Here is a 13,584-nt window from a genome sequence, read left to right on the forward strand (position 1 = left end):
GTGTGTCCGGATCGACCCGTCGCCCGACGGGTCGGCCTCCGTGACCGGCCGGACGTAGGGGACCCCCGTGCAGCAGGACGAAACGAACACCGGTCGGTTCAGCGGGGGGAGCCGGCGGGAGGCCAAGCGTCTGGCCGCGGCCGCCAAGCGGCAGCGGCGCCGCCGGGTGCTCAAGTGGACGGCGGGGACGGGCGCCCTGGTGATGGTCGCGGGCTGCGGCGGGGCCTACTACCTGTACCAGCACTTCAACAGCAACCTGACCTCGGTCAAGGTCCAGCTGGGCAACGAGGAGGAGCGGCCCAAGGCCGCCGGGGACGCGCTGAACATCCTGGTGATCGGCACCGACAGCCGCCAGGGCCTCGGCCGCGAGTACGGCGACGCGGGCAGCACCGGGCACGCCGACACCACCCTGCTGTTCCACGTCTCCAAGGACCGCTCCAACGCGACCGTGGTCAGCATCCCGCGCGACCTGATGGTGCCGATACCGGAGTGCCAGGACGACAAGGGCAAGAAGATCCCGGGCGTCGCGCGGGACATGTTCAACAACAGCCTCGGCCAGGACGGGCGCGACGCGGGCTGCACCTGGAAGACCGTGGAGAAGCTGACCGGCATCCGGGTCGACCACTTCGTGCAGGTCAACTTCGAGGCGGTGAAGACCCTCTCCACCGCCGTCGGCGGGGTGGAGGTCTGCGCGGCCAAGGACATCGACGACAAGGACTCGCACCTCAAGATGTCCAAGGGCCGCCACGTCGTCCAGGGCGAGGAGGCGCTGGCCTTCGTCCGCACCCGGCACGCGGTCGGCTTCGGCGGCGACCTCACCCGGATCCCGCTCCAGCAGCAGTTCATCAGCGCGATGATCCGCAAGATCAAGAGCGACGACACCCTGACCAGCCCGGGCAAGCTCTACCAGCTCGCGGACGCCGCCACCAAGGCGCTCACCGTGGACTCCGGCATCGGCAGCGTCGACAAGCTCAAGAACCTGGCCCAGGACATCAGCAAGGTGGACACCAAGAACATCACCTTCACCACCGTCCCGGTGCTGGACGACCCCGGCAACAAGGACCGGCTGGTCCTGCACCAGCCGGACGCCGGACAGGTGTTCTCGATGATCGCGGGCGACCGCTCGCTGACCGAGACGGCCGCTCCGGCCGCGGCCCCGGACGCCTCGGCCCCGGCGGCCCCGGCCGCGCCGAGCAGCGCTGCCCCGGCGGTGGACACCAAGGGCGTCCAGGTGACGGTGCGCAACGGCAGCGGGACCCGCGGACAGTCCGGGCCCACGGTGGAGAAGCTCAAGGGCAAGGGCTTCGCCAAGGCCGCGGTCGGCTCCGACGCTCCCCCGGCCGCGACCAGCACGGTTTCCCACCCGGCCGGCCAGGAGGCCGAGGCCGCGGCGCTGGCCGCCGCCCTCGGGCTGCCCGCCGACGCCGTGAAGCCCAACCCGAAGGCGGGCCCGAAGGACCCGCTGCTGGTGGTCCTCGGCAAGGACGCCCTGGCGGCTCCCGCGCAGCAGGCGACCGAGGCCCCGAAGGACCTCCAGCGGGTGCAGGCGGACGACGAGGACGTCTGCGCCAAGTAGCCGCCCGGGGCCGAGGGTTCGGTCCGTCCCGCGGTACCGCTCGCCGGTCCGGGGGCCGGTCCGGAGCCCCCGGACCGGCCGGGTCGAGCGGGGCCGCACCGTCCTCAACTGTCCCCGTGCGGGCCGACGGTAGCCGGTCCGGGCGTCAACGCGCCCGGGAGAGCACGTCCTTCGAGGACGGGCCGACGCTCCTTATCACCCGGCGGGCCAGCGAGCGGGGTGAGGTGATGAAGCCGAAGCCCCAGCTCAGATGCATGGTCGCGAGCGCCACCGGCAGCAGCGCCCTGGCCCGGAACGACAGGCCGCGGCCCTCGACCGCGGCGCCGCCGAGGATGCCCAGCAGGTAGACGCCGGGCACCGCGAGGAAGGCCGGGTGGACGGCGGCGCCCAGCACCAGGCCGAGCAGCACCGCGAGCAGCGCGCTCGGCGGGGCCAGGTAGCGCAGGTTGACCGAGCCCCGGTGGTAGCGGGTGACCACCCGGCGCCACCGGCCGTAGTCCTTGTACTGCTTGGCCAGCGCCTTGACGGACGGCCGCGGCCGGTACGTCACCTTCAACTGCGGGGTGAACCAGACCAGCCCGCCGTCCTGGCGGATCCGGTAGTTCAGCTCCCAGTCCTGGGCGCGGATGAACTCCTCGTTGTAGCCGCCGAGTCGCTCCAGTACCTCGCGCCGGAACACCCCGAGGTAGACGGTGTCCGCCGGGCCGGCCAGGCCGCCGGTGTGGAAGGCCGCGTTGCCGACACCGATCTTGGAGGTCATCGCGGCCGCGACCGCGTTCTCCCACTCGGTCTCGCCCTCGGCGTGCATGATGCCGCCGACGTTGGCGGCGTCCATCTCGCCGAGCAGCCGGACCGCGGTGGCGATGTAGCCGGGCGTGAGCAGCCCGTGGCCGTCCACCCGTACGACTATCGGGTACTGCGAGCCCCGGATCGCGGCGTTCAGCCCCGCGGGAGTGCGGCCGGTGGGGTTCTCCACCGTACGCACCCGCGGATCCTCGGCCACCAGCTCGGCCGCGATCTCGGCGGTGCGGTCGGTGGAGGGACCGAGGGCGATCACCACTTCCATCGGTCCGGGGTAATCCTGGTCCAGGATGCGCCGGACCGCCGTGCGCAGGTGTCGTTCCTCGTTGAGCACCGGCATGATCACGGAAACAGCCGGCAGCTCCTCAGCAGCCTTGGTGTTCATCGGGGCCAACCGTACCGGTGTCGACGCATATCCGTCTTGTCCCGGTCCGGCGGCTCCCGGGACCCCTGGAGGGCGACACCGGTGCCGTGATCGGGATCACCGTACCGCCCCGGGCGCCCGGGCCCGAATCGGCGGGGGAACCGTGCAGGTTCGGGGTGGGTTCGGCGGCCCCGGTGAACGACGGGCGGACGGCACGGCGCGGGGGCCGGGTGCTCGTGCGCACCCGGCCCCCGCCCCCCGTTCCCCCCGGTTCCCCCCGTTCCCCCGTGGGGTGACCCGACGTCCCCCGTCGCCGGGTCAGTCCGTCGCGATGGCCGCGAGGACGTTCATCCGTCCGGCCCGGAAGGCCGGTACGAGGGCGGCGACCAGACCGATCACCACCGAGGAGACCAGCGTCACCACGACCGTGGTGGTCGGGACGGAGAGCGTCCCGAGGCCCTGGTCCCGCAGCACCCGCTGGGCGGTGACGCCCCAGGCCAGGCCCAGCCCGGTGCCGAGCACGGCGCCGAACAGGGCAATCACCACGGACTCCAGGCGGATCATCCGGCGCAGCTGGCGGCGGGAGAGCCCGATCGCCCGCAGCAGGCCGATCTCGCGGGTCCGCTCCACCACCGAGAGGGCCAGGGTGTTGACCACGCCGAGCACCGCGACGGTGATCGACAGGCCGACCAGGCCGTAGATCAGGTAGAGCAGGGTGTTGACCTGGGACTGCACGAGCTCCTTGTAGCCGGCCTGGTCCTTGACGGTCAGCTGCGGGTACTGCCGCAGCGCGTCCTCCAGGGCGGTGAGCGTCTTGGCGACGTCGGTGCCCGGGGTGGCCTTGGCGAAGAAGGTCCGGACCGGAGGCTGCTCGGCGGCCGGGACCGCCTTGGTCGCGGTGTCCAGGTCGACGAAGGTCCCGTCGCCCAGCAGTCCGCCCTTCTGGAACACCACGCCCACCGGCAGGGTCTGGGTGCGGCCCTTGCCGTAGTCGACGGTCACCTGGTCGCCGACCTTGAGGCCGTGGTCCTTGGCGAAGTTCTCGCCGATCCCGAGCGAGCCGCGGCCGATCGAGTCGACGGTGCCGGAGCTGACGGTGGGGTGGAAGTCCGTGCCGAAGAACGTGGCCGGCACCGCCGTGAGGTCCGTCCTGGCGCTCTGTCCGCCGGACAGCCGGACCTTGGCGCTCTGGAAGTTCTCCTGGGTCGTGACGTGGTCGATGCCCGGGGTCCGCTTCACCGCGTCGATCATCTCCCCGGTGACGCCCGTCGGGCCGCCGCCGATGATGTAGTCGACGCCCACCGACCTGTCGATCTGCTCGCTCGCCGACGTCACCGCCGAGGAGCTGAACACCGAGGAGCCGATCACCAGCGCCAGCCCGATCATCAGCGCGGCGGCGGTGGCACCGGTCCGGCGCGGGTTGCGCATCGCGTTGCGCTGGGCGAGCTTGCCGGAGGGCCCGAACAGGGCCGGGAGCAGGGCGCCGAGCACCTTGATGACGACGGTGGCCAGCAGCGGGCCGAGCACCACGAAGCCGATCAGGGTGAGCAGCAGGCCCAGGCCCAGGAGCTGCCCGCCGGTGCCCGCCTTCTCCGCCGTGCCGGCGAGCACCAGCAGGCCGGCGCCGCCGCCGGTGAGCAGCACGCCGAGGATCGTCCGGACGACGTTGGAGCGGGCCTCGGCCGGGGTGCCGTGGTCGCGCAGGGCGGCCATCGGGGCGATCCGGCTGGCCCGGCGGGCCGGGATCCAGGCGGCGATCACGGTGATCAGGACGCCGACCGCGTAGCCGGCCGCGAAGACGTCGGGCCCGATCACCAGGTCGCTCGCCTTGAGGTCCATGCCGATCGCGTTCATCAGCTTGATCAGGCCGACGGCGACGCCGAGGCCGACCGCCACCCCGAGGGTCGAGCCGAGCACGCCCAGGATCAGTGCCTCGACCAGCACCGAGCCGTTCACCTGGGCGCGGCTGCCGCCGATGGCGCGCAACAGGCCGATCTCGCGGGTGCGCTGGGCGACCAGCATCGAGAAGGTGTTGATGATCAGGAAGCCGCCGACGATCAGCGAGATCCCGGCGAAGCCGAGCATCGCGTACGTCATGAAGTCGAGGCCGCTGCCGATGGACTTGGTGTTCTCGTCCTTCTGCTCGGTCGCGGTCTTGACCTGGTAGCCGCCGCCGACCTCGGCGAGGGCGTCGGCCTTGAGCTGGTCGTCGCTGCGGCTGCCGTCGCCGTAGGCCTCGACGGAGGTGTAGGCCTGCTCGCCGAGCAGCACCTGCTGGGCGGTCGGGGTGTCCAGGAAGGCCAGCGCCGCACCGGGGTTGGTGGTGGTGAAGGTGGCGATGCCGACGATCGTGTACGGGTGCTGCCCGCCCGCGTTGTCGACCCGGATCCGGTCGCCGACGGCCAGCTTGGCCTTCTTGGCGGTGTCCGCGTCCAGCACCAGTTCGCCGGAGTCCTGCGGGACGTGCCCGGAGGTGAGCTTCACCGCGTTGCGCGGGGTGTCGGTCCAGTTGCCGACCAGGGTGGGTGCGCCGCTGGTCGGGCCGACCAGCTTGTCGGTGGCCGGGTTGACCAGGATCGCGTTGCCGACCATCACCTGGCCGACGGCGGTCTTCACGCCGGGCAGCCCGGCGATCCGCTGGGCGAGCGCGGCCGGGACGGTGGCGGGCTTGTCCCCGGCCTGCGGGTCCTCGTCGTCGGCCGGCTTGGGCGGCTGGACCGAGACGTCGGAGGCGGTCGCGGCGAACAGCTTGGAGAAGGTGCTGGTGGCGGTGTCGGAGAACACCAGGGTGCCGGAGACGAAGGCGACCGACAGCACGACGGCGATGAGCGAGAGCGCCATCCGGCCCTTGTGGGCGAAGAAGCTCCGCAGTGAGGTCTTGAGCAGCATGGTTTCGTCGTCCCGCCGTCAGCTGGTGCGCTTGCCGTCGAAACGGCGCATGCGTTCGAGGACGGAGTCGGCGGTCGGCGCGTGCATCTCGTCGACGATCACGCCGTCGGCGAGGAAGAGCACGCGGTCCGCGTAGCCGGCGGCGACCGGGTCGTGGGTGACCATGACCATGGTCTGGCCCAGTTCGTCCACCGAGCGGCGCAGGAAGGTCAGCACCTCGGCGCCGGCCCGGGAGTCCAGGTTCCCGGTGGGCTCGTCGCCGAAGATGATCTCGGGGCGGGCGGCCAGGGCGCGGGCCACCGCGACGCGCTGCTGCTGGCCGCCGGAGAGCTGGGTGGGGCGGTGCTTGAGCCGGCCGGCCAGGCCGACGGTCTCCACCACCTGGTCCAGCCAGGCCTGGTCGGGTCTGCGGCCGGCGATGTCCATCGGCAGCGTGATGTTCTCCAGCGCGTTCAGGGTCGGCAGCAGGTTGAACGCCTGGAAGATGAAGCCGATCTTGTCCCGGCGCAGGCGGGTCAGCTGCTTGTCCTTGAGGCCGGTGATCTCGGTGTCGCCGATCCGGATCTGTCCGCTGGTGACCGTGTCCAGCCCGGCCAGGCAGTGCATGAGGGTCGACTTGCCGGAGCCGGAGGGGCCCATGATCGCGGTGAAGCGGCCGCGCTGGATGTCCACGTCGACCGCGTCGAGCGCGGTGACCCTGGTCTCGCCCGAACCGTAGGCCTTGGTCACCTGGCGGGCCGAGGCGGCGACGGCGGACGGTCCGCCGGGAAGCTGGGGGTCGTACACGGCTGCTGCCGTCGTCACTGGAGTCTCCTAAGAAGTGGCCCACCCGTCGACCCCCACCCTTCCGACGCGGTCGGCCGGCGGACCCGATCGGATCGGGCCGCGCACGGTGGGGCGGGGATGTAGGAACCACGTTAGGAGCCGGTCCCGGTCGGCTCGTCCTCCGTCGGAATGAAGCGCTGCAACCAAGGTTCTACGGGTGCGGCGCCCCCTCCCCCTAGGGGGCGCCGCGGGCCTTCTCGGGGACGCCCCGTACGGGGTCGGGCCCGCCGGCGGCTCAGCCGGTCAGCACCGGCGCGGCCAGCCGTTCCAGGGCGTCGGCGAACCCCTCCACGACGGGGACGAGTTGGGCGTCGGTCTCGCACTCGACGAGGGTCCGGCCGTCCTCCCCGGCGGTGATGTGGCGGTCGAGCACGAACCAGCCCTGGGTGATGTGGCCGGCGCCCATCGAGCTGAGCACCGGGCGCAGCGCGTAGTCCACGGCGAGGACGTGCGCGGGCGAGCCGCCGGTGGCCAGCGGCAGGACGGCCTTGCCGGCCAGCGCGTACTGCGGGAGCACGTCCAGCAGGGCCTTGAGCAGGCCCGAGTAGGCGGCCTTGTAGACGGGGGTGCCGATGACGACGCCGTCGGCGCGGGCGAACAGCTCGGTGACGGCGACGATCCCGGGGTGGTCGAAGTCGCCGGACAGCAGGGCCTGCGCGGGCAGGCTGCGGGCCTCGAAGGGGATGACGTGGTGGCCGCGGTCCACCAGGCGCGCGTCGACGTGGCGCAGCAGCCGGGTGGTGCGGGAGGTCGCGGACGGGGAGCCGGAAACGGACAGGACGGTGGCCATGGGTTCACCTCTGGCTGGAAGCGGGTCGGGGGTCTCGACGGGCGCGCTTCAGCGACGACAGAGCGAACCGGACACACGCTGGAGGTCGACGTGGCGCCGACGCGTGAGTGCCCGACTCTGATCCATGTCGAAATGCAAACACGGTGCGTTCGAACCGGTCAAGGAACGTTTCAGCAAGCGGAACGGGGGTGACGGGCGCATTTCACGCCGGAACGATCCGGTACGTGCATCAAAACTGCTACAAGAGGCCTGGCAGGGACCCCGGGGGGAGTCAGCCGGACCGGGGTCGGGCATCCTCGACGGCATGAACACGTGGCAGGAGGGCCGCCCGGGCGGCGGAGGCAACCCCTACGGAGGCAACGGCGGCGGCCCGGCGTCCGAGCGACCGCTGCCGGCCTCCCTCAACCCGCGCGGGGCCGGCGCGCCCGCCCCCCGGCAGCCGGAACCGCCGCACCGGCTCGGCGGCGTCCCGCCGCAGGGCGCCCCCGGCGGCCCCGGACGGCCGGGCCCCGGCGGCCCCGGCGGACCGGGCCGGCCCGGCGGCCCCGGCGGCCCCGGTGGTCCCGCCGGAGCGCGGCCGGGCGGCGCGCAGTCCCGGCGCTGGCCGCGGCGGCGGATCGTCAAGTGGACGGTCTTCGGCCTGCTGATCGCCGTCATGGTGACCTCCGTGTCCACCTGGTTCTGGGCGGACTCCAAGCTCAACCACGACAACGTGCTGGCCGGCTACCCGGGCCGCCCGGCCGCCGGCAAGGGCACCAACTGGCTGATCGTCGGCTCCGACAGCCGCGAGGGCCTCAGCGAGTCCCAGATGGACACCATGCACACCGGCCACGACGTCGAGGGCAAGCGCAGCGACTCGATGATGATCCTGCACATCGGGGACAACGGGAACACGCTGATGAGCATCCCGCGCGACTCCTGGGTGCCGATCCCCGAGTTCAGGACGAGCGCCGGGAAGACCGTCAAGGCCACCACCTCGAAGATCAACTCGGCCTTCGCCACCGGCAACGGCCGCCTCCTGGTGCAGACCGTCGAACTCAACACCGGCATCCGCATCGACCACTACGCCGAGATCGGCTTCGCCGGGTTCGCGGGCATCGTCGACTCCGTCGGCGGCGTCGAGATGCACATCGACCAGGACATCAAGGACAAGGACTCCGGCCTCGACCTCAAGGCCGGCGACCAGACCCTCAACGGCACCCAGGCCCTGGCCTTCGTCCGCCAGCGCCACCAGATGGCCGACCAGGACCTCGGCCGGATGCGCAACCAGCAGAAGTTCCTCGGCGCCCTCGCCCACCAGGCCGCCTCCCCGGGCACCGTGCTCAACCCGTTCACCTTCTACCCGCTGGTCGACTCGGCGCTCGGCACCCTGATCGTCGACGACGACTGCGGGCTGACCGACCTGGGCTCGCTCTTCCTCGCCATGAAGGACGTCAACGGCGGCGGCGGCAAGACCATGACCGTCCCGATCGGCAACGCCGACTACCACACCAAGACCGGCGAGTCGGCGGTGCAGTGGGACGCCGCCAAGTCCAAGCAGGTCTTCGAGGCGTTCAAGAACGACACCGCGGTACCCGAGTTCAAGTAGCCGCCGCGCGGGGCCCGTCCGACGGACGGGCCCCGCGCGCGTTCAGGCCGGGACGGCTCCCGGCAGCCGGTCGAGCACGATGCCGAAGTGCTCGCGGTACGCGGACAGCGCGGCGGCGTCGGTGAGTTCCTCCTCGGCGCGGGTGCCGTCCGGGGCGGTGCGGACCAGCCGGGTGCCGTTGAGGGTGGTGCGGCCGCCGTCCGCGGCGAGCATCGAGCAGGTGGTCCCCCGGGCGAACGGGGACTTCGGCGAGGTCGCGTGCCACCAGCAGGTCGGGGTGAAGTCGGACAGCGGGTGCGGGTGCCGGCCGACCCGGTACTGCGGCACGCCGTCCAGCAGGACGTCCAGGTCGCCGTCGTCGCCGTACGGCCGCAGCAGCGCCGTACCGTGCGGGTCGCTCTGGTCCCCGCGCCCGTCCAGCCGCACCGGGTGCCGGGTGAACCGGCCGAACCCCACGTCGACCAGCCAGGGTTCGTCCAGGTCGACCCGCAGCGCCAGGTGGTCGAACGGCGGCCCGGGCCGCTCCCCGTCGAACACCCGGGCCGCCAGCAGGCTCACCCGGTACCCCAGCGACGTCAGCAACTCGGCGAAGGCGCCGTTGAGTTCGTAGCAGAAGCCGCCGCGCCGCCGGTCCACGACCTTCGCCACCAGCGCCGCCGGGTCCAGCACGATCGGCTCGCGGAGGTGGAGGCTCAGGTTCTCGAACGGGACGGCCCGCAGATGGGCCTCCTGCAAGCGCGCCAGACCCGCCGCCGACGGCTCCCCGGGATCCGGCACCCCGATCCGCTCCAGATAGGCCGTCCGCGCGGCCGGGACCATCCCCTCGTACGCATCTTCATGATCCACCCGCCCATTCTCCACCCGGGCGGCAGGGGTGCGGCATCGGTCCTTCGGCCTAGGACGCGCCCCGGGAGGCACCACGGAAGACACCACCGCCCCGGAGCGGGGGATCGGCGGATCCGACTCCCCGCTCCGGGGCGGTGGCGTGCGTCAGGGGCCCAGGAGGGCTGCGGTCAGACGGACTCGACCTCGCCGGACTTGGCGATCTTGATGACGGCCGAGGTGCGGCCGCTCTGCGAGCCGAGGCCCTCGATCTTCTTCACCAGGTCCATGCCCTCGACGACCTCGCCGAAGACGACGTGCTTGCCGTCCAGCCAGTCGGTGACGATGGTGGTGATGAAGAACTGCGAGCCGTTGGTGTTGCGGCCGGCGTTGGCCATCGACAGCAGGCCCGGGCGGGTGTGCTTGATCTTGAAGTTCTCGTCCTCGAACTTCTCGCCGTAGATGCTCTTGCCGCCGGTGCCGTTGTGGTTGGTGAAGTCACCGCCCTGCAGCATGAAGGCGGGGATCACGCGGTGGAAGCCGGAGCCCTCGTAGCCGAAGCCGTTCTGGCCGGTGGCCAGCTCACGGAAGTTGCGCGCGGTCTTCGGGACGACGTCGTCGTACAGCTTGAAGACGATGCGGCCCGCCGGCTCGTCGTTGATGGTGATGTCGAAGAAAACGTTGGAACCCATGCAGGGATCATGGCACGAGCGGCCGCGCGTCGCGCGCCACCCCCGTAGGGGGCGAGGTCACGGCGGCGTGTTATCCCGCTCGTCCCGCTCGCCGGCCGGCGCCGGGCGGCCGCCGGTGGGGCTCAGGCCTTGAGCTTGCGCCAGACCGTCTCCAGGGCGGCGATGTCCGCCGGGTCCAGCCGGTCGGTGAACACCGGGGCCAGGGCGGCCCGCCGGGTGGCGTCCGCCTCGGCGAAGAGCGCGCGGCCCCGCTCGGTCAGCTCGATCCGCACCGAGCGCGCGTCCGAGGCCGAGGGCGTCCGGGCCACCAGCCCGCGCCCGGCCAGGGCGTCGACCACCCGGGAGACCTGGCTGCGGCTCAGCATGGTCTTGGCACCGAGGTCGGAGGCCGCCACCGGCTCCCGCTGCCCGGCCAGCCAGAGCATCACCTCGAACCAGGACAGCGGCAGGGCGTGCACCCGGGCGAGCTCCCGGTCCACCCGGGCGGCCAGCGTGGTGCCGGCCCAGACCAGGCCGTAGAAGGCGTGGTCATGCTCCGACAGGGGGCCCAGGGAGAGATCGGCGCGGTCCATGCCGTTCATCGTACCGAGGTTGCGTGCGTGTGCACACAGTGCCGGGCGTCCACGGGCGCCCCACAGGCCGCGACCGCAACGGCCGGCCAGTAGCATCGGCCTCCAACCAGCCTGAGGGGGGCGGAACATGAACCGGATCGGGGTCTACCTGGCACATCCGCGGCCGGGCAGCTTCAACCACGCGCTGTACCAGGCCGTGGTGGACGAACTGCGCGGACGCGGCTGCGAGGTGCGGGCGCACGACCTGTACGCCGACGGGTTCGCACCGCTGCTCACCGCCGGGGAGACCGGCACGGTCGACGACGCCGGGACCGCCACCGACCCGCAACTCGCCGCGCACCGCGCCGAGGTGGCCACCCTGGACGCCCTGGTGCTGATCCACCCCAACTGGTGGGGCATGCCGCCCGCGGTCCTGGCGGGCTGGGTGCAGCGGGTCCTGGCCCCCGGCGTCGCCTACAAGCTCGGCACCGCCGACGGCGAACCCGCCGGACTGCTGCGCGCCGGGCGGGCCCTGGTGCTGAACACCTCGGACACCCCCGAGGCCCGGGAGCGCGAGGAGTTCGGCGACCCGCTGGAGCGGATCTGGGCGGCCTGCGTACTGCCGTACGTCGGCGTCACCGACGTCCGGCGGACGGTGTTCCGCACCGTCACCGGCGCCCCCGCCGCCGAGCGCGCCGAGTGGCTGCGACAGGCCCGGGAGCAGGCGGCCGCGCTGCTCGACTGAGCCGGCCCGCACGGTGCGGGGCGGGACGGGGCGGCTACAGCTCCACCTCCGCCACGTCCTGGTCGCCGCTCAGCTCGCCGGTGGGCCGGAAGCCCAGCCGGGCGTAGAACCCGGCCGGGCCGTCCGGGCCCGGGTGGTAGGTGACCGTCGCCCGGGTGCCGCCGCGGCGGCGGATCTCCGCGCAGACCTGCTCGACCGCGAACCGGCCGTAGCCGCCGCCCTGCCGCCCGGCGTCGACCAGCAGGCGCCACAGGCCGGAACGGGGGCGGTCGTCCGGCCGCCCGGGGTGGAAGCGGATGTCGAAGAAGGCCATCACGAAGCCGACCGGCCGGCCGCCGTCCAGGATCAGCCGGGGCCAGGCCGTGTCCCCGTACACGTACGCCTCGGCCAGCGACTTCGCACCGGGGCGACCAGGCCCTCCTGGTCGGGCCGGACCCGCAGGGCGAGGGCGGCGTCGATGTTCTCGGGGGTGAGCCGGGCGAGGCCGAGCGTGTCGGTCGTGGTGCGCATGGCGGGCAGCCTAGGCAGCCGGGCTGCCCGCCGTCGCCCTGATTCCCCCCGCGAGCGGGGTCAGCTGCCGGCCGGGAAGTCCGTGCCGCGGCCGACCGCCGCCCAGGCCTCGGCCTCCTTGCGGGCACCGTCCAGGTTGCCGAGGACGGCGTCCACCGCGTCGGTGCCGAGCGCCAGCCGCAGCGGGGTCCGCTCGGCGGCCAGCGCGGCCAGGATCGCCGCGGCGGCCTTCGCCGGGTCCCCCGGCTGCTTGCCGTCGGAGTCCGGCAGGCCGGTGCGGACCGGGCCGACCAGCGGCTCGTAGGCCTCGATCGGGGCGGAGTGGGCCAGCGCGCCGCCGCCCGCGAAGCCGGTCCGGAACGACCCCGGCTCGACGACCAGCACCTTGATCCCGAAGCCGGCCACCTCCTGGGCCAGCGCCTCGGAGAGCCCCTCCAGGGCGAACTTGGTGGCGGAGTAGGCGCCGACGCCGGGGAAGGAGAAGCGGCCGCCCATGCTGCTCATCTGCACCACGGCGCCGGTGCCCCGGGCCCGCATGTGCGGCAGTACGGCCCGGGTGAGCGCGGCCGGGCCGAAGAAGTGCAGCTCCATGAGGTCGCGCAGCTCGGCGTCGGTGGTCTCCTCGACGGCGCCGATCACGCCGCGCCCGGCGTTGTTGACCAGGACGTCGATCCGGCCGTGCCGCTGCACGGTCTCGGCGACCACGGCGAGGATCTGCTCCTGGTCGGTGACGTCCAGCCGCACCGGGACCAGCCGGCCCGGGTGGGCGGCGGCCGGTTCGGCCAGCGCCTCGGGGCGGCGGGCCGCCGCGACCACGGTGTCGCCGGCCGCCAGGGCGGCCTCGGCGATGGCCTGGCCGAAGCCGGAGTTGGCGCCGGTGATCAGCCAGACCTTGCCGTCGGTGCGCTGCTCGGGGGTGCTGCTCATGATCCGTGGACTCCCGCAATGATCGTGCTCGGCAAACGAGTTGACGATCATTTATGACATCCGGCAGCCCGCCCGTCCAGGAAGGTTCGATGCCGGACGAACAGCCGGACGATCGACGGCCCCCGACCGCACGGCGGCGGTCGGGGGCCGTTGCGAAGGTCCTGGCGACTACGGCAGGTTGCGGGCCATCACGATCCGCTGGACCTGGTTGGTGCCCTCGTAGATCTGGGTGATCTTCGCGTCCCGCATCATCCGCTCCACCGGGTAGTCCCGCGTGTACCCGTAACCACCCAGCAACTGCACCGCGTCCGTGGTCACCTCCATCGCCACGTCCGACGCGAAACACTTCGCCGCCGCACCGAAGAACGTCAGATCCGCGTCCCCACGCTGCGACTTCGCCGCCGCCACGTACGTCATCTGCCGCGCGGCCTCCAGCTTCATCGCCATGTCCGCCAGCATGAACTGCACACCCTGGAACTCCGCGATCGCCTTCCCGAACTGCTT

The 13,584-nt window shown here is 72.6% G+C and carries 13 protein-coding genes and 1 pseudogene; 3 read left to right on the forward strand and 11 right to left on the reverse strand.

Translation table 11 applies throughout. The annotated features are described in order from the left end of the window. The first annotated feature begins 67 nt into the window (after positions 1-67). A complete protein-coding gene (locus ACFXOZ_RS31155; protein WP_380593460.1) occupies positions 68-1,576 on the forward strand; it encodes an LCP family protein in 1,509 nt (502 codons plus the stop codon). Positions 1,577-1,721: 145 nt separating this feature from the next. Here the strand turns inward: ACFXOZ_RS31155 and ACFXOZ_RS31160 are convergent, their stop codons facing one another. From ACFXOZ_RS31160 to ACFXOZ_RS31180, 5 genes are all read right to left on the reverse strand, one after another. Then, a complete protein-coding gene (locus ACFXOZ_RS31160; protein WP_375895889.1) occupies positions 1,722-2,762 on the reverse strand; it encodes a glycosyltransferase family 2 protein in 1,041 nt (346 codons plus the stop codon). Between the two features lie 297 nt (positions 2,763-3,059). Beyond that, a complete protein-coding gene (locus ACFXOZ_RS31165; RefSeq protein ID WP_380593461.1) occupies positions 3,060-5,630 on the reverse strand; it encodes an ABC transporter permease in 2,571 nt (856 codons plus the stop codon). An 18-nt stretch (positions 5,631-5,648) separates the two neighbouring features. Then, entirely contained in the window at positions 5,649-6,434 is a 786-nt protein-coding gene (locus tag ACFXOZ_RS31170) for an ABC transporter ATP-binding protein (RefSeq protein WP_350509632.1), read from the reverse strand. 256 nt (positions 6,435-6,690) lie between these two features. Further along, entirely contained in the window at positions 6,691-7,245 is a 555-nt protein-coding gene (gene ssuE, locus ACFXOZ_RS31175) for an NADPH-dependent FMN reductase (protein WP_360244294.1), read from the reverse strand. 48 nt (positions 7,246-7,293) lie between these two features. Next, positions 7,294-7,551 (reverse strand): putative leader peptide, encoded by a 258-nt coding sequence (locus tag ACFXOZ_RS31180; protein WP_375895894.1) that lies wholly within the window; start codon positions 7,549-7,551, stop codon positions 7,294-7,296. Here ACFXOZ_RS31180 and ACFXOZ_RS31185 point away from each other — a divergent pair. After that, positions 7,550-8,833 (forward strand): LCP family protein, encoded by a 1,284-nt coding sequence (locus ACFXOZ_RS31185; protein WP_380593462.1) that lies wholly within the window; start codon positions 7,550-7,552, stop codon positions 8,831-8,833. The two genes, ACFXOZ_RS31180 and ACFXOZ_RS31185, sit on opposite strands and share 2 nt — an antisense overlap. A 42-nt stretch (positions 8,834-8,875) precedes the next feature. On the opposite strand, the gene ACFXOZ_RS31190 is transcribed toward ACFXOZ_RS31185, so the two are convergent. The 3 genes from ACFXOZ_RS31190 to ACFXOZ_RS31200 all read right to left on the reverse strand — a co-directional run bounded on the left by ACFXOZ_RS31190 (position 8,876) and on the right by ACFXOZ_RS31200 (position 10,919). Continuing rightward, on the reverse strand, positions 8,876-9,679 hold the full coding sequence (locus tag ACFXOZ_RS31190; protein WP_380593463.1) for an arylamine N-acetyltransferase: 804 nt from the start codon (positions 9,677-9,679) through the stop codon (positions 8,876-8,878). A gap of 167 nt (positions 9,680-9,846) precedes the next feature. Beyond that, positions 9,847-10,347: a peptidylprolyl isomerase gene (locus ACFXOZ_RS31195; RefSeq protein ID WP_375897342.1), complete on the reverse strand. Its 501-nt coding sequence runs from the start codon at positions 10,345-10,347 to the stop codon at positions 9,847-9,849. A 122-nt stretch (positions 10,348-10,469) separates the two neighbouring features. After that, entirely contained in the window at positions 10,470-10,919 is a 450-nt protein-coding gene (locus tag ACFXOZ_RS31200; RefSeq protein ID WP_380593464.1) for a MarR family winged helix-turn-helix transcriptional regulator, read from the reverse strand. A gap of 127 nt (positions 10,920-11,046) precedes the next feature. Here ACFXOZ_RS31200 and ACFXOZ_RS31205 point away from each other — a divergent pair, with 127 nt between their 5' ends. Continuing rightward, positions 11,047-11,643, forward strand: coding sequence for an NAD(P)H-dependent oxidoreductase (locus ACFXOZ_RS31205; protein WP_375897336.1), 597 nt, complete (start codon positions 11,047-11,049; stop codon positions 11,641-11,643). A gap of 34 nt (positions 11,644-11,677) precedes the next feature. Here the strand turns inward: ACFXOZ_RS31205 and ACFXOZ_RS31210 are convergent. The 3 genes and pseudogenes from ACFXOZ_RS31210 to ACFXOZ_RS31220 all read right to left on the reverse strand — a co-directional run. After that, positions 11,678-12,153 (reverse strand): annotated as a pseudogene (locus ACFXOZ_RS31210) (GNAT family N-acetyltransferase). 60 nt (positions 12,154-12,213) lie between these two features. Continuing rightward, complete coding sequence (locus tag ACFXOZ_RS31215; protein ID WP_380593465.1) at positions 12,214-13,080, reverse strand: oxidoreductase; 867 nt, start codon at positions 13,078-13,080, stop codon at positions 12,214-12,216. A 168-nt stretch (positions 13,081-13,248) separates the two neighbouring features. After that, positions 13,249-13,584: acyl-CoA dehydrogenase family protein (locus tag ACFXOZ_RS31220; RefSeq protein WP_380593466.1), on the reverse strand; the 336-nt coding region annotated here is incomplete at its 5' end.

The sequence above is a fragment of the Kitasatospora sp. NPDC059160 genome, from assembly GCF_042755465.1.
GTDB lineage: Bacteria > Actinomycetota > Actinomycetes > Streptomycetales > Streptomycetaceae > Kitasatospora.